The organism is Micromonospora sp. NPDC049107, assembly GCF_040648595.1.
Classification (GTDB): Bacteria; Actinomycetota; Actinomycetes; order Mycobacteriales; family Micromonosporaceae; genus Micromonospora.
Map to the genome: position 1 here is coordinate 262,605 of NZ_JBEZEC010000001.1, position 23,247 is coordinate 285,851.

16 protein-coding genes are annotated in these 23,247 nt (G+C 72.6%); 9 read left to right on the top strand and 7 right to left on the bottom strand.

Annotated elements, in window-relative coordinates:
• Nucleotides 1-9 precede the first annotated feature (9 nt).
• The 3 genes from AB0B55_RS01065 to AB0B55_RS01075 all read right to left on the bottom strand — a co-directional run bounded on the left by AB0B55_RS01065 (nucleotide 10) and on the right by AB0B55_RS01075 (nucleotide 9,012).
• The gene (locus tag AB0B55_RS01065; RefSeq protein ID WP_357169260.1) at nucleotides 10-6,642 is read right to left on the bottom strand and encodes a condensation domain-containing protein; all 6,633 of its coding nucleotides are present in this window, start codon (nucleotides 6,640-6,642) and stop codon (nucleotides 10-12) included.
• Complete coding sequence (locus AB0B55_RS01070) at nucleotides 6,639-7,454, bottom strand: alpha/beta fold hydrolase (protein ID WP_357125651.1); 816 nt, start codon at nucleotides 7,452-7,454, stop codon at nucleotides 6,639-6,641. Before AB0B55_RS01070 ends, AB0B55_RS01065 begins: the two co-directional genes overlap by 4 nt.
• Nucleotides 7,455-8,070: 616 nt before the next feature.
• Nucleotides 8,071-9,012, bottom strand: a complete 942-nt coding sequence (locus AB0B55_RS01075) for an NmrA family NAD(P)-binding protein (RefSeq protein ID WP_357125654.1) — start codon at nucleotides 9,010-9,012, stop codon at nucleotides 8,071-8,073.
• Nucleotides 9,013-9,078: 66 nt separating this feature from the next.
• Here AB0B55_RS01075 and AB0B55_RS01080 point away from each other — a divergent pair, with 66 nt between their 5' ends.
• Nucleotides 9,079-9,690 (top strand): TetR family transcriptional regulator, encoded by a 612-nt coding sequence (locus AB0B55_RS01080; protein WP_357125721.1) that lies wholly within the window; start codon nucleotides 9,079-9,081, stop codon nucleotides 9,688-9,690.
• Nucleotides 9,691-9,803: 113 nt separating this feature from the next.
• On the opposite strand, the gene AB0B55_RS01085 is transcribed toward AB0B55_RS01080, so the two are convergent.
• Entirely contained in the window at nucleotides 9,804-10,412 is a 609-nt protein-coding gene (locus tag AB0B55_RS01085) for a class I SAM-dependent methyltransferase (RefSeq protein WP_357169263.1), read from the bottom strand.
• A gap of 123 nt (nucleotides 10,413-10,535) precedes the next feature.
• Here AB0B55_RS01085 and AB0B55_RS01090 point away from each other — a divergent pair, with 123 nt between their 5' ends.
• Both AB0B55_RS01090 and AB0B55_RS01095 read left to right on the top strand, forming a co-directional pair.
• Nucleotides 10,536-11,129: a hypothetical protein gene (locus tag AB0B55_RS01090; RefSeq protein WP_357169266.1), complete on the top strand. Its 594-nt coding sequence runs from the start codon at nucleotides 10,536-10,538 to the stop codon at nucleotides 11,127-11,129.
• Between the two features lie 150 nt (nucleotides 11,130-11,279).
• Nucleotides 11,280-15,215: a ThuA domain-containing protein gene (locus AB0B55_RS01095; protein ID WP_357169270.1), complete on the top strand. Its 3,936-nt coding sequence runs from the start codon at nucleotides 11,280-11,282 to the stop codon at nucleotides 15,213-15,215.
• A 57-nt stretch (nucleotides 15,216-15,272) separates the two neighbouring features.
• Here AB0B55_RS01095 and AB0B55_RS01100 read toward each other — a convergent pair whose 3' ends face one another.
• Nucleotides 15,273-15,737 (bottom strand): septum formation initiator, encoded by a 465-nt coding sequence (locus tag AB0B55_RS01100; protein ID WP_357169273.1) that lies wholly within the window; start codon nucleotides 15,735-15,737, stop codon nucleotides 15,273-15,275.
• A 103-nt stretch (nucleotides 15,738-15,840) separates the two neighbouring features.
• Here AB0B55_RS01100 and AB0B55_RS01105 point away from each other — a divergent pair, with 103 nt between their 5' ends.
• Genes AB0B55_RS01105 through AB0B55_RS01115 form a run of 3 tightly spaced genes read left to right on the top strand, consistent with a single transcriptional unit; the run spans nucleotide 15,841 to nucleotide 18,402 of the window.
• The gene (locus tag AB0B55_RS01105; protein WP_357125669.1) at nucleotides 15,841-16,536 is read left to right on the top strand and encodes a response regulator transcription factor; all 696 of its coding nucleotides are present in this window, start codon (nucleotides 15,841-15,843) and stop codon (nucleotides 16,534-16,536) included.
• Entirely contained in the window at nucleotides 16,533-17,819 is a 1,287-nt protein-coding gene (locus AB0B55_RS01110; protein WP_357169276.1) for a HAMP domain-containing sensor histidine kinase, read from the top strand. Before AB0B55_RS01105 ends, AB0B55_RS01110 begins: the two co-directional genes overlap by 4 nt.
• Nucleotides 17,820-17,847: 28 nt before the next feature.
• The gene (locus AB0B55_RS01115; RefSeq protein WP_357125675.1) at nucleotides 17,848-18,402 is read left to right on the top strand and encodes a DUF5872 domain-containing protein; all 555 of its coding nucleotides are present in this window, start codon (nucleotides 17,848-17,850) and stop codon (nucleotides 18,400-18,402) included.
• Here AB0B55_RS01115 and AB0B55_RS01120 read toward each other — a convergent pair.
• On the bottom strand, nucleotides 18,386-19,294 hold the full coding sequence (locus AB0B55_RS01120) for a LysR substrate-binding domain-containing protein (RefSeq protein ID WP_357125678.1): 909 nt from the start codon (nucleotides 19,292-19,294) through the stop codon (nucleotides 18,386-18,388). The two genes, AB0B55_RS01115 and AB0B55_RS01120, sit on opposite strands and share 17 nt — an antisense overlap.
• A gap of 71 nt (nucleotides 19,295-19,365) precedes the next feature.
• Between AB0B55_RS01120 and AB0B55_RS01125 the strand changes: the two genes are divergently transcribed.
• Both AB0B55_RS01125 and AB0B55_RS01130 read left to right on the top strand, forming a co-directional pair.
• Entirely contained in the window at nucleotides 19,366-19,845 is a 480-nt protein-coding gene (locus AB0B55_RS01125; protein WP_357169279.1) for a GNAT family N-acetyltransferase, read from the top strand.
• Nucleotides 19,846-19,942: 97 nt separating this feature from the next.
• The gene (locus AB0B55_RS01130) at nucleotides 19,943-20,500 is read left to right on the top strand and encodes a PepSY domain-containing protein (RefSeq protein WP_357169282.1); all 558 of its coding nucleotides are present in this window, start codon (nucleotides 19,943-19,945) and stop codon (nucleotides 20,498-20,500) included.
• An 80-nt stretch (nucleotides 20,501-20,580) separates the two neighbouring features.
• Here the strand turns inward: AB0B55_RS01130 and AB0B55_RS01135 are convergent, their stop codons facing one another.
• A complete protein-coding gene (locus AB0B55_RS01135) occupies nucleotides 20,581-22,491 on the bottom strand; it encodes an ABC transporter ATP-binding protein (protein WP_357125687.1) in 1,911 nt (636 codons plus the stop codon).
• Between the two features lie 70 nt (nucleotides 22,492-22,561).
• Here AB0B55_RS01135 and AB0B55_RS01140 point away from each other — a divergent pair, with 70 nt between their 5' ends.
• A complete protein-coding gene (locus tag AB0B55_RS01140) occupies nucleotides 22,562-23,095 on the top strand; it encodes a pyridoxamine 5'-phosphate oxidase family protein (RefSeq protein WP_357125690.1) in 534 nt (177 codons plus the stop codon).
• Nucleotides 23,096-23,247 lie beyond the last annotated feature (152 nt).

The following is a 23,247-nucleotide window of genomic DNA, read 5'->3' on the forward strand; positions in this document are numbered from 1 at the left end:
GGTCTCCTCCTACTGCCGTGGCGGTTGCCCGGGGCGTCCGGCCAGGCGCAACAGGCCTTGTCGGATGCCGTCGAGCAGGTTCTGGGCGGTCTCCGGCCGGAAGGCCGGAGTGGCATAGCTCAGATCGACGCGCAGCGTGGGGCCGGTGAGCGACCCCGTCACGTCGAAGGGGAAGGGCCAGTGCCCGTCGGGGTCCTCGGTCGGTCCGAACGGCGCCGCGCAGACGTCGAGGAGCTGGTTGGCCGGGGCGACGTCGTCGAAGCCGTACCCGCCCATGTAGTTGACCGCCACCATCGGCGCGGCGGTGGCGGCCAGCCGGGCGCGCACCTCGTCGTCCGGGCAGAGGTGACGCAGCAGCGCGTAGCCGATGCCGTTGTCCGGAACCCGGCCGAGCTGGCGGATCACCGAGCGGACCGAGCGGGTCGCGTCGGCGGTCGCGGGCAGCTCCAGGCGCAACGGGTAGAGCACCTGGAACCAGCCCGTCGTACGGCTCACGTCGACGTCGTCGAAGAGCGGTTCCCGGCCGTGACCGGTCGTGGCGACGGTGACCGCGCCGCCGGTACGCCCCGCGACGGTGTCCACCACCGCCCACACGAGCAGGTCCCGCACGCTGGCGCGCAGTCGACGGGCGGCGGCGTGCAGTCCCCGGGTCGCGGCCTCGTCCAGGGTCACGGTGGCCAGGCCCAGGTCACCGAGGCGGAACGGCGTGGCGGACGGCTCGTCGGCCAACCGGGACAGCACCCCCTCGTCGGCCTGGGCCAGCCAGAACGGCACCTGCTCGCGCAGTTCCGGCGAACCCGCGTACCCGGCCAGTCGCCGCGCCCAGTCCCGGTACGACGTGGTCTTGGCCGGCAGCGTCGGCTCGACACCACGTTCGAGCTGGTCGCAGAGCGTCTCCAGATCAGCCAGCAGGACCCCCCGGGAGACCGCGTCGACGACGAGATGGTGGTTGACGAGCAGCAGCCGGTCGGGCAGTTCCGGGCCGAGCCGGAAGTGCGCCACCCGGGCCAGCGGGCCGGATTCGAGGTCCAGCGCGGTCTGCGCCTCGGCGCAGTGGGCCTCGACCGCCGCCTTCCGCTCGTCGACGGCGAGCCCGGTCAGGTCGTGGCTGACGAACGGCACGGCGTCGGCCGGGTCGCCGTGGCGCTGACGCCAGCTCCCGTCCGCCTGCCGGGTCAGGCGCAGCCGCAGCGCGTCGTGCTGGGCCACCAGCCGACGTACCGCCTCGCGGACCAGGCCGACCGGGAGCGGCCGGGCCAGCTCGAGGTAGTAGGGGTGGTTGAACAGGGCGGGCCGACCCATGCAGGGGGCGATGACGTCGGTGAACCAGCGCTGCGCGCCGGTCAGCGGGGCGTCGCCGTGCACCTCGCCCTGTTCGGCGTTCGGCGTCGCGGTGGCCTCCCCGAGGCTGGCGGCCAGCTCGGCCACCGTGGGGTGGCGGACGAGCTGTCGCGGGGTGAGGTGGATGTCGGCGGCCGCGCAGCGGGCCACGAGCTGCATCGCGAGCAGCGAGTCGCCGCCGGAGGCGAAGAAGTCGTCGGTGATGCCGAGCTGGTTGGTCCGCAGCAGCTCCGACCAGATCGCCACGAGCTGGCGTTCCCGGTCGGTGCGCGGCGCGGCGGCGGCCCGGTCGGCCGAGCGCCGGTACCCGTCGGTGACCGCGCCGCGCACCGCCGCCGCATCGGCCAACTCGGTGGCGACCTCGGCCAGCAGGCCGGCGGGGATCCGGTCGACGGGCGCGTTCCCGTCCACGGTGGTCCCGGCGTCGAGCGACCAGAGACCCCGTAGCAGCTCCACCGGCCCGACCCGCTCGTCGACGGGCAGCGCCGGGACGTCCGGCGGCGCGGGTGTGCTGGCCGGATGCAGGAGCAGGGTGGCCGCGTCGGTGGGAGGCGTCGGGGCGTACCCGATGATCCCGGCGGTGACCAGCGCGGACAGCTCGGCGCGCTGCGGCGTCGTGGTGAGCAGCACCTCGCGCCCGGCGTGGGCCTGGGCGGCGAGCAGCCGTGCCAGCTCCGCCTGCCGGTGCGCCGGGCCGGCCGGCACGACCAGCCGGCGCAGCGCGGGATGCCGCACCGCCCGCCGCACCAGCAGCGTCGCGGTGACCGCCGCCAGCTCCGGCGACCAGGCGTCGCCGGGCAGCTCGGGCACCCGGTAGCGCCGCGCCCACGCCGCCACGGAGACGACGTCGACGTCCGGCCGGGCCTGGGCCAGCCGCGCGGTCAGCTCCGCGAAGACGGCGGTGTACGGCGACGTCCGGTACGGCGGCGACGGCGGGCAGATGGCGATCGTCAGCGCCGCCACGCTGTGCGCCCGGTGCACGTCCAGCGCCGCCAGCAGCTCGGCGAGGAAGTCGCGCAGCCCGACGATGCCCGCCGCGAGCGGGCCGGGTGTGAGCCGGTCCTCCCAGCGCAGGACCAGCGCGTTGCGGTCGCGCCGGCCGGTCGCCAGGCCGGCGGCCGGGTCGCGCAGCAGCCGCAGCAGCGCGCCGGGCGCGAGCTGTTCGAGGGTGTGCGGCAGGTTGAGCAGCCCGGCCCAGAAGCGGACGGCCTGGGCAAGCCGCGGAACCTCGACGGTGCCGCCGACCACCAGCCGGGGCGCGGGCGGTGTCGACCGCCGCGAGACGGGCGCACGTCGACCCGCGCCGATCGGCGTGTCCGGTCGACGCACCCCGTCGTCGAGCACCTTCGCCAGCCCGGTCAACAGCCGGACCATCCGCTCCGGGGTGAACAGGTCGGCCCGGTACGCCAGGTCGGCGTGCAGGTCGTCGCCCTGCCAGGTGACGCTGAGGAAGAGGTCGAAGTCGACACCGACGCTCGGCACCTCGACCGGCGTGGCGGTCAGCCCGGCGAACTCCGGCAGCTCGTCGGCGCCGTCGAGGACGTTGAGCACGCACTGGAACAGCGGGTGGTACGCGGCCTGCCGGGGTAGCCGCAGCGCCTCCACGATGGTCGCGAACGGCAGCCCCTGGTGCCGGTACGCCTCCCGGGCCGTGCGGTGGGCCCGGGTCACGAGCTGCCGGAACGTGGGCCGTCCCGCCACGTCCATCCGCAACGGCAGCAGGTCGGCGAAGCACCCGATCAGCGGTGCGAGTTCGGCGCGTTCCCGGCCGGCGGTGGGCGTGCCGAGCACCAGGTCCGGTTGCCCGCTCTCGGTGTGCAGCAGGGCCGCGAAACCGGCCAGCAGGACGGCGAACGGGGTGACCCCCTCGGCCCGGGCCAGCTCCCGCACGGCCGCGCCGAGCCCGACGCCCAGCCGCTGGGCCTGGTACCCGGCGACGTCCGAGCGCTCGTCGGGGCGGGGCTGGTCGGTGGGCAGGTCCAGCAGCGGCGGCGCGTCGGCCAGCCGCTTGCGCCAGTACGTCAGGTGCGGCTCGACGGCGGCCGACGCCAGCCAGTCGCGCTGGTGTCGGGCGTGGTCGGTGAACTGCACGGGCAGCGGCGGCAGTGGCCGGTCGACGCCGGTGGCGTGGTGGGCGTACCGGGCGGCGAGCTCGTCGAGCAGGATGCTCCACGAGGTGTTGTCACAGACGATGTGGTGCATGCCGAGCAGCAGGTGCCAGCGCTGGTCGGGCAGCCGCAGCAGGCGGGCCCGCACCAGCGGGCCGGTCCCCAGGTCGTACCGGTGCGCGGCCAGCTCGGCGGCCGCCCGGCGCAGCGCACGGGCGTGCTTCGCCGCCGGCAGCGCGGTCAGATCCAGCGTCTCCAGCCACGGGTCGACGTGCGGGTGCACGACGGGTTCGGGTTCGCCGTCACGGCCCCGGAAGGTGGTCCGCAGCACCTCGTGTCGGGCCAGCACGTCCTCGAACGCCCGGCGCAGCGAGGTCGTGTCGAGGTCGCCGCGCAGCTCGACGGCGGCCGTGGTGTTGTGCCGTACCACGTCGTCGCCGAGCTGGTCGAGCGCCCAGAGCCGTTCCTGCGCCGACGACGCCACGGCCGGCGTACCCGCCGGGGCGGGGGTGAGCGGGGCGAGCGCGGTGGCGTCCTCATCGGCGTCCAGCACGGCGGCGAGCCCGGCCACCGTCGGGTTGGTGAACAGGGTGTAGAGCGACACCTCCCGGCCGAACTCGGCCTGTACCTGCGACAGCAGCCCGGTGGCGAGCAGCGAGTGTCCACCGAGGCCGAAGAAGTCGCTCGTCACGCCGACCTGTTCGACGCCGAGCGCGGCGGCCCAGAGGCCGGCGAGCCGCTCCTCGGTGGCGGTGCGCGGCGCGACCACCTCGCCGTCGTCCGTCGTGGCGGCGCGCGCCGGACGGCTCCGCTCGGCGACCGCCGCGGCGGTGCTCAGCTCCTCGACGACGTACGCGGCCCGCTCCGATCCGATCGTCGTGCACAGCTCATTCGGGCCGGCGCTCGCCAGCGGCGGGTCCAGCGCCCAGACGTGGGCGAGCTGCCGGCGCAGGTCCGCTGCGCCGGTGGGCACGGCCAACGCCAGCACGCCCGGGTATGCGCCGCGCAGCGCCGCCACGGCCTGCGGGTCGGTGTCCAGGACCATCGTGGTGGCCGGATCGGCGGCGGCCAGCGCCTCCGCCGTGTACGCCCGCACCTCGTGACCGGGCAGCGCGTCGGCGAGCCGGTCGAGCGGCAACCGCTCGTCGTCGACGAGCACGAGGCGGCGTGGCTGGCCGGCGAGCCGCCGCAGCTCACGCAGCACGATCGTGCCCAGCGCCGCGAAGTACTCGCCCGTGTACGGCACATGGCCCAACTCGTCCGCGCGCTCGTCGCTGATCTCGCTCACCGGGTAGGCGCTGACGTGGTCGGCGGCCCAGGCCGCGTGGACCCCCGGCGTACGGGCGGCCAACGCGGCCAGCCGGTCGTCGAGGCGGCCGGACCGCTCGCCGAGCCGGTCGGCGGCGCGCGGCGACGCGGGGCACACCACAAGCAGCAGTGGTGCGTCGGTCCGCCGTCGGTACGCCGCCACCGCCGCGTCGAGGTCGTCCATCGCCGCGTCGAGGGCCGCGTCCCCGGCCGTGTGGTCCTGGCGGCGCAACCAGTCCTCGAAGCGCAGCAGGCAGACCGTGGCGTCGGCCGTCGGCCCGGCCAGCAGGTGGGCCACCTGCTGGCCGTACCCGACCAGCTCCACCGACGCGGGTACGCGCAGGAAGCGCAGCCAGAACTCCACCGGGTCGCGCAGCGGGTCCACGGTGAAGGTGGCCGCCAGGGCGATCCGGTGCCGGCGCAGGCCGGGCACCTGCGACAACGGGCGGTCCGGGTCGTCCGCCATGGCGCGGAGCAGCTCCGGCAGCCGGCCCACGGTCGCGGCGATCGTCTCGTCGAGGTACAGGTCGGCGTTGAAGTCGACCGCGCCGTCGATCCGGTCACCCTCGACGGTCAGGCTGACGAAAAGGTCGAAGTCGGTGAGCCCGCTCTCCGCCGGCACCGGACGGAACGTCGCACCGGCCGCCTGCCGCTGCCGTACGCCGCCGTCGGTCATGGTCGCCAGCACCTGGAAGAGCGGGTTCACGCTGGGATCGCGGACCGGGCGGACCTCCTCCACCACCCGCGCGTACGGGGCCTCCTGGTGGGCGTACGCCTCGCTCACCGTCCGGTGCACCCGGCGGACGAGGTCGCGGACGCTCGGGTCACCGGTGGTGTCCACGCGCAGCACCAGCATGGTGGCGAAGCAGCCGATCAGCGGCTCCAGATCGGTGCTCGCCCGGCCGGCGGCGGGCATCCCGAGCAGCAGGTCGTCCTGGCCGGTGGCCTGGCGCAGCAGGGCGGTCAGCCCGGCGAGGACCACCGCGTTGACGGTGGCTCCGGCGCGGCGGGCCAACCCGCCGAGGGCGTCGGTCAGCTCGGCGTCGACGGTGAACGGCAGGCTCCGGCCCCGGTGGGTCTGCACCGGCGGCCGGGGCCGGTCCGGCGGCAGCGTGGACCGGGTCGGCGCCGAGGCGAGTCGTTCCCGCCAGTGCGCCAGGTGACCCGCCAGCTCCCGCTCGGCCTCCGGCCGGCGGCGGGCGGCGACGTGCGCGACGAACCGGGTGGGCAGCGTGGGCAACCCGGCCGGGGCGTCCCCGGCGAACTCGCCGTACCAGCGCACCAGCTCCTCGACGAACACACCCGCCGACCAGGCGTCGAAGACGATGTGGTGCGCGGTCACCAGCAACAGGTGCTCGTGGTCCGCGAGGGCGACCAGCCGGGCCGCGAGCAGGGGCCCGCTGGTCAGGTCGAAGCGGACCGCCGCGTGCGCCGCGATCTCCCGCTCGGCCGTTGCCTCCCGCTCCGACGCGGGGAGCCCGGTCAGGTCGAGCAGCGGCAACGGCAGCTCCAGCGCGTCCGACACCCGCTGGGTGACGACGCCGTCGACGGTCGCGAAGACGACCCGCAGCGCGTCGTGCCGGGCCACCACCGCGTTGACCGCCCGGTGCAGCGCCGCGACGTCGAGCGGACCGGTGATCCGCTCGGCGAAGGGCACGTTGTAGACCGGCGTGCCGGGCTCCAACCGGTCCAGGAACCAGAGCTGCTCCTGGGTGAAGGAGAGCGGGTAGGCCGCCGTCGCGGGAGTCGGTGTCGGATCGGCGCGACCGGCGCGGGCCTGGCCGGCTTGGCTCTGGCCGGCGCGGCTCTGGCGCAGCCGCAGGGCCAGCAGCTCCCGCTGCTCGGGGGTGAGGTCGGCGAGGTCCGGGTGCAGGTCCTGGGTCATCGGGTGGCCCCTTCGACGTACGCGCGGTCGGCGGCCGGCCCGCCGTCGAGCAGGCGGGACAGCGGGGGAGGCGTGTCGTGGAGGTAGAGGTGGCCTCCGGGGACGACGGTCAGCGAGAAACCGGCCGCGGTGCAGGCCGCCCAGCCGGCCACCTCGTCCGGGGCGACCAGGGGATCGTCGGCGGCCGCCACCGCGTCCACGGGCAGCGGCAGCGGCGGCACGGTCGTCGGGCGGTAGGACGCGACCACGCTCAGGTCGGCCCGCACGGTCGGCAGGATCAGTTCCAGCAGACCGGGGTCGGTGAGCACCTCGTCGGGTATCCCGCCGAGGTCGTGCAGCCAGCGGGTCAGCGCCGCGTCGTCGAGGCGGTGTGCCGTGCCGAGCGGCGCGGCGTCGCGCGGCGGACGGGCCGCCGAGACCACCAGCCGCTGTGGTACCGGGCCGCCCCGGGCGACCAGGCGGGCCGCCACCTCGTACCCGATCAGGCCACCCATGCTGTGCCCGAAGATCGCGAACGGCGTCGGCACCCGCGCGACGATCGCGTCGACCAGCGGCGTCGCCACCTCGTCCATCGTGCTCAGCGGCGGGTCGGCCAGCCGACGCTCACGGCCGGGCAACTGCGCGGCCCACACCTCCACGTCGTCGCCCAGCAGCGCGGCCCACGGCCGGTACGCGCCGCCGCCGGCACCGGCGTACGGGAGGCACACGAGCCGCAGCCGGGCGGCCGGGCGGGGCGCGACGCAGGTCAGCCAGGCGGTGACGTCGGCCGCGCGGGCGGCGGTCGTCGGCGGGGATACGGGTGGTGTCGCCATGCCCGCACACGTTAGGAACGGGCCGTGAGAGCGGTCTTAGCGTCGGCTGAGGGTTCCTGGCGGTGTCCGCTGCGCGCGACGCGTGAGGTGGATTTGAACGTCAACGAATACGGCGGCAACGAGAAGCGGGCAGGGCTTCAGAACCTCGCTCGCGGCCTGGCCGTCAACTGCGCCGACCGCAACAACCACCCCGATCCAAGAGGCGGCAAGAACAGCCGAGCGACTACGACTCAGCGTCCAATCTGGTCGGCTGTGCGCCCTCGACCCTCCGCCACAGCCTACGAAGGCTGACCTGACGGGTACCTGGTGCGGATCCTCCGGCGACCGGATCGATCTGCGCGAGGACGGGTCGGCGCGGCTGGACGCGATCTCGGACGCCTACCTCTTTCACGTCGTCAGGGCCTCCGGGTGACGTGGACCGACGAATACATCTGGCGCACCTACTTCGACGGCCGCCGGCCCGCTTCCGGTCAGCCACGATGGCAACGTGTTCGAGCTGTTGGCCCTCGACGGGATGCCGGACGAGGGATGGTCGAGCCGCTTCGCCCCCTGCGCCGAGCCGCCAGTGGAACGAGAAATCCGCCGTTCGGTACTGGTCAGCTGACGTCGAGGGTGGTCAGGGGTTCCGTGGGTGGGGATGCTCGGTGAAGGCGGTGGCGTGGTCCGTGACCCACTGGCGGAACGTTCGCGGTGGTGTTCCGAGGATGTCGAATATCGTGGACGTGATGTATGCCGGGTGTCCCGTCGTGGCGTCCCACGCGGCGAGGAGCATGTCCACTGCCGCGCGCGCGGCTTCCGGAGTCTCGCGCCGGAAGTCGTCGGGCGACAGTTCCTCGAACGCGATCGGGCGCCCCAGCGTGTCACCGATGATGCTTACCTGTTGAGCTTGACTGAGTGATTCGGGGCCGGTCAGGACGTAGTCACCGCCAGCGTGCCCGTCCTCGTACAGGGTGCGCGCGACGACCTCGGCCACATCTCGGTCGTCAACGGGGGCTGTCTCGGCCGCGCCGTACGGCCACCGGACCACGCCGTTGCCACGGATGGCGGCGGCCCACCAGAGGAGGGCGTTCGACGCGAACATCCCTGGTCGGATGATCGTCGAGTCGAGCCCGGCGGCCGAGATGAGCCGCTCGATCTCCGCGTGCAACGCCGCCATCGGGTTCGGTTGCTGGAAGAACGGGTGCGGGGTCTGGTGTGGTGCGGACAGGTAGACGACCCGCTGCGCCTGGGCGGCCAGCCGGTCCACGACCGCCGCCGCGGTCTGCGCCGGAGCGGTCCAGACCAGGAAGACCGTGCTGACGGCGTGCAGTGCGTCGTCGAGCGATTCGGGCACGGTGAGATCGCCGGTGACGATCTCGACGTTGGCGGGCAGTGTCGCCGCCGTCTCGGAGCGGCGCACGAGGGCACGGACCGGCACACCCGCATCGGTCAGCAGATCGACGACGCTGCGCCCGATGCGGCCGGTCGCCCCAGTGACAAGTACCGGAGGTCCTCCTAGTGGTGTCGCGGCGACCTCGCCCTGGTTGACGGAGTGCTTCGGGGTGTCTACCTGTTCCATGGCTTCCATGAAACCGTTACCGAGTTAAAAAAGCAACTCGGTAACGAATGTTAGTCTGACACGGTGATGGAGCCTGTCGGGCTACGCGCCCGCAAGAAGCTGCGTACGCGGGACGCGATCGCCGACGCGGCGATCTCGCTGTTCCTGGCGCGCGGGTTCGAGCAGGTATCGGTCTCCGACATCGCCGTCGCGGCCGAGGTGTCGAAACCGACCCTCTTCCGCTACTTCGCCACCAAGGAAGACCTGGTCCTGCACCGTTTCGCGGACCACAACGGCGAGGCCGCACGTGTGGTGCGCGACCGTCGGCCCGACATCGCGCCGATGACAGCCCTGCACCGGCATTTCCGAGCCGGTCTCGATCGCTTCGAGCCGGTCACCGGCCTCAATGATCATCCCGAGGTGGTGGCGTTTCATCGGCTGGTGTTCACCACCCCGAGCCTGGCGGGACGGCTCACGCAGTACCTGCTCGACGATGAGGAGGCGCTGGCTGCGGCCCTCGGCCCGGGCATCGACGCCCTACTGCAGGCCGCCCAGGTGATCGCGGTTCACCGCGTCCTGGCCCGGACCAACTGGCAGAGGATCGCCGATGGGCGAACCGCACACGACGTGCAACCCGAGGCGATCGCCGACGCAGACCGAGCCTTCGCCCAACTGCGCCATGGAACGGGCGTCTCCTAGCCCGCCGCGCAGCGGCACACAGAACAGCCCCGCAATGCGTCCAGGCGGCTGGCCGACCGGCGATCCGGTCGCCTCGCCGCATTTCCCGACACGGCTGAGGAGGCGCCGTACGCTCACCCGTCGATGGTGACCGCCGCGATGGCGAAGTGCGGCCGATGGGCGCCACCGTCGGGGCGCTCCAAACGCTCGACCTCGGTGAAGCCGGCGCGCGCCAGCCGCGCGGCGATCTCGTCGACCGGCCAACGGTAGGCGGTCATGACCTTGTGGTCGAAGGCGTCGACCTCGTCGCCGGAGAAGAGGCCCAGCACCAACCTCCCGGACGGGGCCAGGGCACGCCGGAACGTGGTCAGCACGCCGTCGAGGCGCTCCGGCGGCAGGTGGATCAGTGAGTACCAGGCCAGGATGCCGGCGACGGAGTGGTCGGCCACGTCGAGGTCGCCCAACGACCCGAGGCGGTAGTTGCCGCTCGGATACGTCGCACGGGCGTGGGCGACGAACTCGGGGACCACGTCGATGCCCGTGGCGTCGACGCCCGACGACCGCAGGTAGTCGGTGAGGTGGCCGGGGCCGCAACCCAGGTCGAGCACCTTCCCGGGTCGACCCGCCAGGTGCCGGCAGATGAGGGCGAGGTCGTCGGGGTCGACCTGCTCACGCGTGCCGAACAGTTCGATGTAGAGATCCGCGACCGAGGCGTACGCCTGCCGTACCCGTTCCATGCTCACCGCGCGACTATAGAGACCACCGGGATCAGGGTTGCTCGGTGGAAGACCTGAGGCGGAAACCGGGGCCGTACCGGGGCTGCGCCCGGAGGCTGGACGGGTGTGGACGGCCAGATGATGGTGATCATGAGACGCGCCGCATTCTTCGTGATCACCGGTCCGGCCTGCATCGTGGGCTACGGGCTCGTCCGCCTGTGGGGTAGGTCCGACGGGACGTATGGTCCCGGGTTCGACTGGCAGGCCGCGCACCTGGTCGGCCTCGCCGGCATGGTGTTGTTCGTGCCGGTGGTGCTGGCGCTGGCCGGCCTGCTACGCCCCGGTCCGTGGCGTACGTCGGTCGTGGCCGTCACGCTGGTCGGGCTCGCCGCCACGATGGTGCAGTTCGGCGCCGACATCGTCGAGGGTCTGCTGGCCGCCGACCGGGCGGAGATGTCGGCGCTCGGCGCGGACTTCAAGGACGTGCCCGGCGTCGAGGTGCTGTTCTACGACGTCGTACCGCAGTTGTTCTTCCTCGGTCTGCTCGTCCTCGCGGGCATGCTCGCGGCGCACCGGCGGCTGCCCTGGTGGAGCGTGGCCCTGCTGCTCGTCGGCATCGTCCTACCGGCCGTCACGCTCGACCTGCTGCCGCTCGGCGGCCTGTGCATGGCGGTGGCGCTCGCGCCGACGCTGCCGGCCCTGCGCCGGGACGACGCGCGGGACCGCGCGGAAACCGTAATCTGATCTTTCTTGCCGCAGTCGCCCTGACCTGCCGAGATAACGCTCTCTCGGATAGTGCGGAAGTCCTTGACGAGGTGGTAATCGACCCGTAACGATGCATGCACACCACCACCGGCGTGATCGGCGCACGTCGTCCCGCGAAAGGACCAATCCGTGCGCAGATCCCCGAGAGCATGGCTCGGCGCTGTGTTGAGCGCGATCCTCGTCTTGGGCGGCGTCGTCGCCACGCCACCCGCGGCCAGCGCCGCCCCGTTCACCGTCCTGGTCTTCAGCAAGACCGCCGGATTCCGGCACGGCTCGATCACCCCCGGCATCACGGCGATCCAGCAACTCGGCGCGGCCAACGGCTTCACCGTCGAGGCCACCGAGGACGCCGGCCAGTTCACCGACGCCAACCTGGCCCGGTTCGCGGCGGTGATCTGGCTGTCCACCACCGGTGACGTGCTCAACGCCACCCAGCAGGCGGCCTTCGAGCGCTACATCACGGCCGGCGGCGGGTACGTGGGCGTGCACTCCGCCTCCGACACCGAGTACGACTGGCCCTGGTACGGCGGGCTCGTCGGCGCGTACTTCGCCTCGCACCCGGCCGAGCAGACCGCCACCGTGACGGTCGCCGACCAGGTGCACCCGTCCACCAAGGGGCTGCCGCAGCGGTGGAGCCGCTTCGACGAGCTGTACAACTACCGTGCCAACCCCCGGGGCACCGTGCACGTGCTGGCCACCCTCGACGAGAGCACCTACACCGGCGGCAGCATGGGGTACGACCACCCGATCTCCTGGTGCCAGAACTACTCCGGCGGCCGGGCCTGGTACACCGGCCTCGGCCACACCGACGCCTCGTACACCGACGCGGCCTTCCGGCAGCACCTGCTCGGCGGCATCCAGACCGCCGCCGGGGCGGTCACCGCCGACTGCGGCCCGACGGTCACCACGGGATTCCAGCAGGTGGCGCTGGCCAAGGGCGCGGCCGAGACCGGCGAGCCGATGAGCCTGACCGTCCTGCCCGACCGGGGTGTGCTGCACACCTCCCGCGATGGCGTGATCCGGCACACCGACGCCGCCGGCAACACCAAGGTCGCCGGCACCCTCGCCGTCTACAGCGGCGACGAGGAGGGGCTCCAGGGCATCAAGGCCGACCCCAACTTCGCTACCAACCGCTGGGTGTACGCGTACTACGCGCCCCCGTTGAGCACCCCCGGGGGCGGGGCGCCGGCCACCGGCACGCCGGCCGACTTCGCCGTCTGGGACGGGGTCAACCGGTTGTCCCGCTTCACCGTGAACGCCGACAACACCATCAACCTGGCCAGCGAGACCCTGATCCTCAACGTGCCCACCAGCCGGGGCATGTGCTGCCACGTCGGCGGCGACATGGACTTCGACGCGGCCGGCAACCTCTACCTGTCCACCGGGGACGACACCAACCCGTTCGACTCGGCCGGCTTCACCCCGATCGACGAGCGGTCCGGCCGCAACCCGGCCTTCGACGCGCAGCGCACGGCCGGCAACAGCAACGACCTACGCGGCAAGGTGCTGCGCATCAAGCCGAGCGCGGCGGGCGGCTACACCATCCCGGCCGGGAACATGTTCGCGCCCGGCACGGCCCGGACCCGCCCGGAGATCTACGCCATGGGCTTCCGCAACCCGTTCCGGATGAGCGTGGACAAGGCCACCGGCATCGTCTACCTCGGTGACTACGGACCCGACGCGGGCACCGCCGACCCGAACCGGGGTCCGGCGGGCAACGTCGAGTTCGCCCGGATCGACCGGCCCGGCTTCTACGGCTGGCCGTACTGCACCGCCCGCAACGACGCCTACAACGACTACACCTTCCCGTCCGGGCCGTCCGGGGCGAAGTTCAACTGCGCCGGCGGGCCCGTCAACAACTCGCCCAACAACACCGGCATCACCCAGCTCCCGCCGGCGATCCCGGCCTGGCTGCCGTACGGCGGTTCCGGCTCGCCGCCCGAGTTCACCGGCGGTGGCCTGTCGCCGATGGCCGGCCCGGTCTACCGGTACGACCCGAACAACACCTCGCCCGTGGCGTTCCCCCAGTACTACGACGGCACCTTCTTCGCAGGCGAGTTCGGCCGCCGCTGGATCAAGAACGTCAAGCTCGACTCCAGCGGTCAGCCACTGAAGATCAACCCGTTCCCGTGGACCGGCACCCAGGTCATGGACATGGAGTTCGGCCCGGACGGCGCGCTCTACGTGCTCGACTACGGCACCGGCTGGTTCAACGGCGACGCCAACTCGGCGCTCTACCGCATCGAATACGCCCGCGGCGGCCGCGCGCCCGTGCCGAAGGTCACCGCCACCCCCACCAGCGGCACCGCGCCGCTGACCGTGGCCTTCTCCTCGGCCGGCACCCTCGACCCGGACGGTGACCCGTTCACCTACGCCTGGGACTTCGACAACAACGGCACCACCGACTCGACCGCCGCGAACCCCAGCTTCACGTACACCACCAACGGCACCCGCAGCCCGACGCTGACCGTGCGGGACACCACCGGCAAGACCGCCACCGCGAGCGTGGTCGTCACCGTCGGCAACAGCGCCCCGGTGGTCACCGTGAACACCCCGTTGAACGGGCAGACCTTCACCTTCGGAGACGCGATCCCGTTCTCCGTCACGGTCACCGACGCCCAGGACGGCACCATCAACTGCGCCCGGGTGAAGGTGAACTACGTCCTCGGGCACGACTCGCACGGCCACCAGCTCGCCAGCGCGCAGGGCTGCACCGGGGTCATCCAGACCTCGGCCGACGGCGAGCACGACACCGCGGCGAACATCTTCGGCATCATCGACGCCGAGTACACCGACCTGGGCGGAGGCGGCCAGCCGGCGCTGACCACGCACACCCAGGCGGTGCTGCAACCCCGCATCCGCCAGGCCGAGCACTTCGGTGACTCGTCCGGCGTCCAGATCGTCGCCGGGGCGGCCGGGCACGGCGGTGCCGCCGTCGGCTACATCGACAACAACGACTGGATCTCGTTCCGTCCGTACAACCTGACCGGCATCCAGTCGTTCAGCGCCCGGGTCGGCGCGCCGGCCGGCGGCGGCGGGACGCTGGAGCTGCGCGTCGACTCACCCACCGGGCAGTTGGTCGGCTCGGCGACCGTCACCTCCACCGGCGGGTACGCCAACTTCGCCACGGTCACCGGCGGGGTCACCGCGCCGACCGGCACCCGCACCCTGTACCTGGTCTTCAAGGGTGCCGGGCCGTGGTTCGACATCGACGAGTTCACCCTCTCCACCAGCCCCGGCGGTCCCGGCCCGGACCCGGACCCGGATCCCGGCACGGGCACCAACCTGGCCAGGGGCAAGCCGGCGCGGGCCTCCAGCTTCGAGGGCGCCTTCGTCGCGGCGAACGCGTTCGACGGTGTGGCCGGCACCCGCTGGGGCAGCGCCTTCGGTGACCCACAGTGGATCGACGTGGACCTGGGCGCGACGTACGCCCTCAGCCGGGTCAAGCTGACCTGGGAGGCCGCGTACGGCAGCGCGTACCAGATCCAGACCTCGACCGACGGCGTCACCTTCACCACGATCCGCACGGTGACCGGCGGCGACGGAGGGGTGGACGACCTGACCGGGCTCACCGGCTCCGGCCGGTACGTCCGGCTCCTCGGCACCGGCCGCGGCACGGCCTGGGGCTACTCGCTCTACGAGTTCGAGGTGTACGGCGGCACCGGCACCCCGACCGGCGGCAACCTGCTGCTGAACAAGCCGACGACGACGTCCAGCAGCGAGGGGGCCGACGTGACCGGCGCGCAGGCCGTCGACGGCAACCTCGCCACCCGCTGGTCGAGCGCGTTCTCCGACCCGCAGTGGATCCGCGTCGACCTGGGCAGCCCGACCGCGATCGGACGGGTCAAGCTGGCCTGGGAGGCGGCGTACAGCAGCGCGTACCAGATCCAGACCTCCAACGACGGCACCACCTGGACCACCGTGAAGACGGTGACCGGCGCCGACGGTGGCGTGGACGAGCACAGCGGCCTCGGCACGAACGGCCGCTACCTGCGCATCTACGGCACGGCCCGGGGGACCGGCTACGGCCATTCCCTCTGGGAGGTGGAGGCGTACACGAGCTGAACCACCACCACGACGTGGCCGGCACGGTTCTCCGTGCCGGCCACGCCGCTGGCTCCGTCAGTCGTCGGCGACGGCCACCGGTTCGGTGCCGATGCAGCGGACCTTCAACTCGTGCCGTCCGGCCGAACCCTCGAACGTGACCTCGACGTCGTCGTCCGGGCCCCGGTCCACCTCGTGCACCCGGTAACCCTGCGCGGGCGCCCACGACACCAGGCGTACCCCGTCGGGGCCGCACTCGGCCACGGCGGTGCCGCCGCCGGTGGCGAAACTCCGGCGGACCCCGGCGCTGGCGCTCGGTGCGGCGCTCGCCGTGGACGGCCCGCCCGGCGCGGTGCCCACGGTGCCACTCGGCCCCGGCTCCGGCGCGGCGAGCGCCCGCTCGATCTCCGCCTCGCTGCGCACCCCGCCCGGTGTGCCGGTGATGCTCTCACCCACCAGCCGGATCGCGCCCAACCCGATCAGGGTCGCCACGGCGACGGTGGCCACCCACCCGGCGGCGACGAGGACCGAACGACGGCTCATGCCACCGACTATCCCCGATCCACGGTTGTCGCCGGCACATCCGGAGGCTAAGGCACGGTTAACGTGGGCCCCGCCGGCAGTGACAGCGGCTAGCCTGCCTGCTGTGGCCCGCCTGCTGCTCATCGAGGACGACCTGACGATCCGTACCCCGCTGATCCGTGCCCTGCGGGAACGCGGCCACGCGGTCGCCGCGGCCTCGACCGCGATGGCGGGCCTGCGCGACGCCCTCGACGACCGGCCCGACCTGGTGGTGCTCGACCTGGGCCTGCCCGACCTGGACGGACGTGAGCTGCTGCGGATGCTGCGCGCGGTCAGCTCGGTGCCGGTCATCGTGGCCACGGCGCGTGACGACGAGACCGAGATCGTCCGGGTCCTCGACGCGGGCGCCGACGACTACGTGGTCAAGCCGTTCACCGCCGCGCAGCTCGACGCCCGCGCCCGCGCGGTGCTGCGGCGGGGCCCCGCCGGTGTCGACGCGCCGGACCCGGCCCTCGTCGTCGGCGGTCTGCGCGTCGATCCCCGGTCCCGGCAGGTCACCCTGGACGACACGCCGGTGGAGCTGACGCCGCGCGAGTTCGACCTGCTGCACCACCTGGCCGGGCGACCCGGTCAGGTGGTCACCAAACGCGAGCTGCTCACCGAGGTCTGGCAGATCCCGTACGGCGGGGCCGACAAGACCGTCGACGTGCACCTGTCCTGGTTGCGCCGCAAGCTGGGGGAGACCGCCCAGCAACCCCGCTACCTGCACACCGTGCGCGGCGTCGGCGTACGTCTCGAAGCGCCCTCGGCCCGCCCGTGAGGGCGCGTCTGGCGCTGCTGGTAGCCGCGGTCAGCGTCCTCACGCTCGTCGCGTTCCTGGTGCCGCTGGCGTTGCTGGTGCGCACCGTCGCGCAGGACCGGGCGACCGTACGGGCCACCGCCGACGCGCAGAGCCTCGTGCCGGTGGTCGGTACCGCCGACGCGCCCACCATCCGGCTCACCGTCGAGCAGTTGGCGGCGGAGTCCGGCCGTCCGGTGAGTGTGTTTCTGCCCGACGGCACGGTGCTCGGCGCCCAGGCGCCCCGTACGCCCGCGGTGGCCCTGGCCGCACGAGGGCAGAGCCTCACCGGCGAGTCGGCGGCCGGACGGGAGGTGGTCATCGCCGTGCAGGGCCGGGCGGACGGCACGGGCGTCATCCGGATCGTGGTGCCCCGCCAGGAGTTGACCGCCGGGGTGACCCGGGCCTGGCTGGTGCTGGCGCTGCTCGGTGTGGTGCTGGTGCTGATCGGGTTGGCGGTCGCCGACCGGCTGGCGCGCACGCTGGTCCGGCCGATCAGCGACCTGTCCGCCGTGTCGCACCGCCTGGCGAACGCCGAGCTGGACGCCCGGGTCGTACCCGCCGGCCCGGCCGAGCTGCGGGAGGTCGCCGGGGCGCTCAACCACCTGGCCAGCCGGATCCAGGTCCTCCTGCTCCAGGAGCGCGAGCAGGTCGCGGACCTGTCCCACCGGCTGCGGACACCCCTGACGGCGCTGCGGCTGGAGGCGGAGTCACTGCGCGACCCGAACGACGCGGTCCGGATCGCGGCCGCCGCCGACGGGCTCGAACGGGCGGTCACCGGGCTGATCGAGCAGGCCCGCTGGCGTCGCGCTCCGGTGCCGGGCGCGGTCACCTCCGACGCCGCGGCGATCGTCGCCGACCGGGTCGCGTTCTGGTCGGTGCTCGCCGAGGACACCGGCCGGGCCGTCCACCTCGACCTGGCCCCCGGCCCGCTGACCGTCGGGGTGGCCGCCGACGACCTGACGGCCGCCGTGGACGCCCTGCTCGGCAATGTCTTCGCGCACACCCCCGACGGCACGCCGTTCACGGTCCGCCTCGTGTCCGCCGCCGGCGAGGTGCTGCTCACCGTCGCCGACGAGGGCCCCGGGATGCCGCCGGGCGCCGTGAAGCGAGGGGCCAGCGCGGCCGGCTCGACCGGGCTCGGCCTGGACATCGCCCGGCGGGCCGCCCAGGCCGGCGGCGGCCGGCTGGAGCTGCGCTCCGGCCCGCATGGTGGGGCGCAGGTGCTGCTGCGGCTCGGCCCGCCACCGCGGCGCCAGGCATAGCCGCTGCGCTGCCGGGTAGCTGCCACCCATGGCGCGGTATACGAAACCCGAGCTCAGAGAGCAGATCAAGGAAGAGATCAAGGCGTCCGACAAGGGCGGAAAGCCCGGTCAGTGGTCGGCGCGCAAGTCACAGCTGGTGACGCAGGAGTACAAGCGGCGCGGCGGTGCGTTCCTGGGCGAAAAGGACGATCGGCAGAAGGCGTTGCAGCGCTGGGGCAACGAGAAGTGGCAGACGAAGGAGGGCGACGCCCGGGCCCGCAAGGACGGCACGACGAGCCGTTACCTGCCCAAGAAGGCCTGGGACGAGATGTCCGAGAGCCAGAAACGCGCGACCGACACCAAGAAGCGGGAGGCGTCCCGGACCGGCCGGCAGTACGTGGCCAACACCGGCCCGGCCAAGAAGGCACGACGCGACGCCACCACCTCCGGCCGGATGTCGGAGATGTCGGTGGCCGAGGCCAGCAAACTCGTCCGTGGCCTCGACACGCGACAGCTCCGGACCGCCCTGCGCAACGAGCACGCCGGCAAGGACCGCAAGACCCTCGTCCAGCGGTTGGAGGCGGAACTCAACCGGCGTGGCTAGCCGCCAGCAGGCCCGGAGATCGCCCTGCGGTCCCGAAGCCGGTCGCGGTGACCCGCTCGTCATCCCGGCGACGCAGGATCCGCACCTCGGTGGTGGCCCCGGTGCCGGTCAACGGCAGCACCGCCACCGGAGGAGGCGTCACGGCGGTGATACTCGCCGGTGCGATCGTCACCCCGAGGCCGGCCGCGACCAGGTGCACCACCGTGGTCCAGTTGCCGGCGTCCTGGACGATGCTCGGCGTGTAGCCGGCTTCCAGGCACGGCCGGAGATTGCGCTGGTAGGCCCGCTCGCCGGCCATTCGCGGGATGAAGACGAACGGGTCGTCCCGCAGCACCGCCGCGTTGATCGCGCGGCTTCGGGCGTGCGGGTGGTCGGCCGGCAGGACGGCGACGAAGGACTCGGTGGCGAAGGTGACGCCGACCAGGTCGTCGTGGTCGTCCGCGTCCCGAACCACGCCGAGATCGACCTCGCCGCTCAACAGCCGGTCGACGATCTGCGCCGTGTACGCCTCGTGCAGGCGTAGGTGGACGGCCGGATGGCGCTCACGGAAACGACGGATCGGCCCGGCCAGCCCGAGCTGGATGGCCGAACTGACGAAGCCGATGTCGAAGCGTCCCTGCTCCCCGCGCCCGATGCGGCTCGCCTCGTGCACGTCGTCGGACACGGCGGCCAGCACCCGCCGGCACCGGACGAGATACGCCTCACCGGCGGGCGTCAGCGCCACCGACCGGGAGGTGCGGACGAACAGCGGCGTACCGATCATCGCCTCGAGCTGTCGGATCTGCTGCGACAGCGGCGGCTGGGCCATCCGCAGTCGCACCGCGGCCCGACCGAAGTGCAGCTCCTCGGCGACCGCGACGAAGTACCGCAGGTGGCGCAACTCGGGATCCATACGTCGAGGATACGAATCAGTCCAAACAAGATATTGGACGTTCGAATGAGGGCGGCCGGAGAATCGGGGTCATGAATCCGAGCACGCTGACCGTCACGTCCATGACGACCCCCGAGGAGGCCGATGCCTTCCGGACGCTGAACGAAGAGTGGATCTCCCACCGCTTCACCATCGAGGAGTCGGACCGTAAGACGCTCGGTGACCCGTTCGCTGCCATCGTCGCGCCGGGCGGCGACGTGCTCGTCCTGCGCGACGGCGGGGAGATCGTCGGTTGTGTCGCCCTGGTACGCAGCTCGGCGGACGTCTTCGAGTTGTCGAAGATGGCGGTGACCCCGGCGCTGCGCGGCAGGGGCCTGGGCCGGCAACTCATCGAGGCCGCGATCGGGCGCGCCCGCGAGCTCGGCGCGGCCACCCTGTTCCTCGGCAGCAGCACCAAGCTCCCGAACGCCGTACACCTCTACGAAACGGCCGGCTTCCAGCACGTCGCCGCGGAACAGATCCCGCTGGCGCCGTACGACCGTGCCGACGTCTTCATGCGGATGGCGCTCTGACCGCCGGCTTAACCCGGCCTTAGCGTTGGGACAGCGCGCTGCTATCCCGGTTCCGCCGATCCTCGTAGTCGACAACCGAGGAAAGGTGGACACCACGATGAAGCGGACCAATCTGCTCCTGGCGTCGGCCGGCGGGGTGGCGGTGCTGGCAGTGGCCGGGGCCGCGCTCGGCGTCACCGCCGCGAAGGACTCGCGCACCGACACGACGCTCGCCGCCGCGACCGTCGCGCCGACGGCCGAGAGCACGACCGCCGCGCCGGCGACCGGCGGTCCGTCGTCGACCGGCACACCATCGGGTACGCCGACGAGCGGTGCCCCGTCGCCAAGTGGAGCCCCGTCTGCGGGCGGGGCGCCGGCCGGCGCCGCTGTCGACGAGAAGCGGGCCGGGGAGATCGCGCTCGCCAAGGCTGGCGGCGGTCAGATCGTCGAGATCGAGGCCGAGCAGGAGCACGGCCGTGCGGTCTGGAGCGTCGAGGTCGTCGTCGGCGACACCGAGCACGAGGTGGACGTTGACCGTGCGGACGGCTCGGTGGTCAAGGCCGAGCAGGAGCCGGTCGATGTCGATGACGACGCCGATGACAAGAACGACGACGCGGACGACGACGGCGACGACAGCGACGACGGCGACGACAGCGACGACGGCGACGACGACTGATCGTCGAATCTCGCCGCCCGCCCCGGGGGCGACCCGAGGCGGGCGGCGACGTCGTGGAGCAGATGCCCCGGCGCGGTGGTCTAGATCGGCACGCGTTGTTCCTGGACCGTCGGTTGCTCCTGGGCCGTCGGTTGCTCCTGGGCGAACTGGGTGCGGTACAGCTCGTGGTAGCGACCGCCCGCCGCGAGCAGGTCGCCGTGTCGTCCGCGTTCGACGATCCGGCCGGCCTCCACGACGAGGATCTGGTCGGCCGCCCGGATGGTGGACAGCCGGTGCGCGATGACCACGCTCGTGCGACCGGTCAGGGCCTCGGCGAGGGCGTCCTGGACCGCGGCCTCCGACGTGGAGTCGAGGTGCGCGGTGGCCTCGTCGAGGATGACCACGCGCGGCCGGGCCAGCAACAGTCGCGCGATGGTCAACCGTTGCCGCTCGCCGCCGGACAGGCGGTATCCGCGTTCGCCGACGATGGTGTCGAGACCATCGGGAAGCGTACGGATCAGGTCGTCGAGTCGGGCCCGCCGCAGCACGTCCCACATCTCGTCCTCGCTGGCGTCGGGCCGGGCGAACGCCAGGTTGGCGCGGATGCTCTCGTGGAAGAGGTGCCCGTCCTGGGTGACCACGCCCAGCGCCGTCCGGATCGACTCGGCGGACAGGTCGCGTACGTCGACGTCGCCGAGCTTCACGGTCCCGTCATCGACGTCGTACAGGCGGGGCACCAACTGCGCGATCGTCGACTTGCCCGCCCCGGAGGAGCCCACGAGCGCGACCATCTGACCCGCCTCGGCGCGGAACGACACCTCGTGCAGCACGTCCTCGCCGCCGCGCGTGTCGAGCTTCACCACGTCCTCGAGGGAGGCGAGGGACACCCGGTCCGCGGACGGATAGCCGAACCGTACCCCGTCGAACTCGACCGCGACCGGTCCGTCGGGGAGGGGGCGGGCGTCGGGCTTGTCGAGGATCAGCGGCCTGAGGTCGAGGACCTCGAAGACCCGCTCGAAGCTCACCAGCGCGCTCATCACCTCGACCCGGGCGCTGGCCAGCGACGTCAGCGGCGCGTAGAGGCGTGACAGCAGCAGCGCGAGGGCGACCACGGTCCCGGCGTCGAGGCTGCCGCGCAGGGCGTACAGGCCGCCCAGCCCGTAGACCAGGGCCAGCGCCAGCGAGCCGACCACGGTGAGCGCGGTGATGAAGACCCACTGCAGCATCGCCGTACGGACGCCGATGTCCCGTACCCGCCGTGCCCGGGCGGCGAACTCGGCGGACTCCTCGGCCGGTCGCCCGTACAGCTTGACCAGGGTGGCGCCGGGCGCGGAGAACCGTTCCGTCATGCGGGTGCTCATGGCCGCGTTGTGTTCGGCGGCCTCACGCTGCAAGCGGGCGAGCCGTGAGCCCATGCGGCGGGCCGGTAGCACGAAGATCGGCAGTAGGACGAGCGCCAACAGCGTGATCTGCCACGAGAAGCTGAGCATCACGGCCAACGTCAGCATCAGCGTGACCGCGTTGCCGACCACACTGGACAGAGTGTCGCTGAACGCGCGCTGCGCGCCGATCACGTCGTTGTTCAGGCGGCTGACCAGCGCACCTGTGCGGGTCCGCGTGAAGAACGCCACCGGCATCTGTTGGACGTGGTCGAAGACAGCCGTCCGCAGTTGAACGATCAGCCCCTCACCGATGCTGGCGGAGAGGAATCGGGTCACCAGCCCGAGGCCGGCCTCGGCGAGGGCGATCACCGCGATCAGTACGGCCAACCGGACCACGACGCCGCCGTCGGCGCCGTCGACGATCGCCTCGACCACCCGACCGGCGAGAATCGGCGACGCCACCGTGAGGACTGCCGTCACCACACTCAACAGCAGGAATCTGACGATCAGTGCGCGGTGCGGCCGGGCGAACCGCGCGATCCGCTTCAGGGTGGCGCGGGACAGCGGTCGCTCGTCCCGCGCGTTCATCGCGTGGCGCAGAGACGTCCACGCGGTAACTTCCATGCTCATGCGTACCTCCGATACCGGAGGCTAGGACCTCATCCAAGCTTCAGGTCAAGCCGCGCGATAAGGTTCCCGCGTGCCATTGACCAATCCATGGCTGGCCGGGCCCACGCCGGTTGGGCGGCTCGATCGTGAACGGCTCGACGAGCGCATTCTCAACCTGCTGTCGTCGCAGAACATGTGCGTACTCGCGACCACGGGTCCGGACGGCCCGCTGGCCACCCCGGTGCGGTACTACCCGCTCGGCTTCACGGTGCTGTTCACGGCCTCGCCGCGCTCGCCCAAGATGCGCAACATCGCCGCCGATCCGCGAGTGTCCGTCGGGATCTTCGCGCCGCTGGTCGGGCTGGCCAGCAGCCGTGGGGCGCAGGTGTTCGGTACCGCCCGGGTGCTCGATCCGGCGCATCCGGACCGTACGCACTACTGGGAGGCGTTCCGATGGGAGAACGAGCACGCCGAGCGGGGACGCTCGGTGTCCGAGCCGCCCGAAGACACCCTTGTGGTCGTTGAGCCCGAGCGGATTGTCTATACCGAGCACTGGCTGCGACGTGAAGGGTTCGCACCCCGCCAGGTCTGGCGCCGCACGCCACCCGCGCGGCAGTGCACCTAGGCCCTGACAAATGGCCCAGCGCACTAGGGCCTGTTTCATAAGAGCTGGCCGGCCTGCGGCGGGCCCGGACGACGACCGGCGGCGTTGGGGGGGGGGGGGGGGGGGCCCCCCGCCCCCCCCCCCGCCCCCCCCCCGCCCGGGGGCCCCCCCCC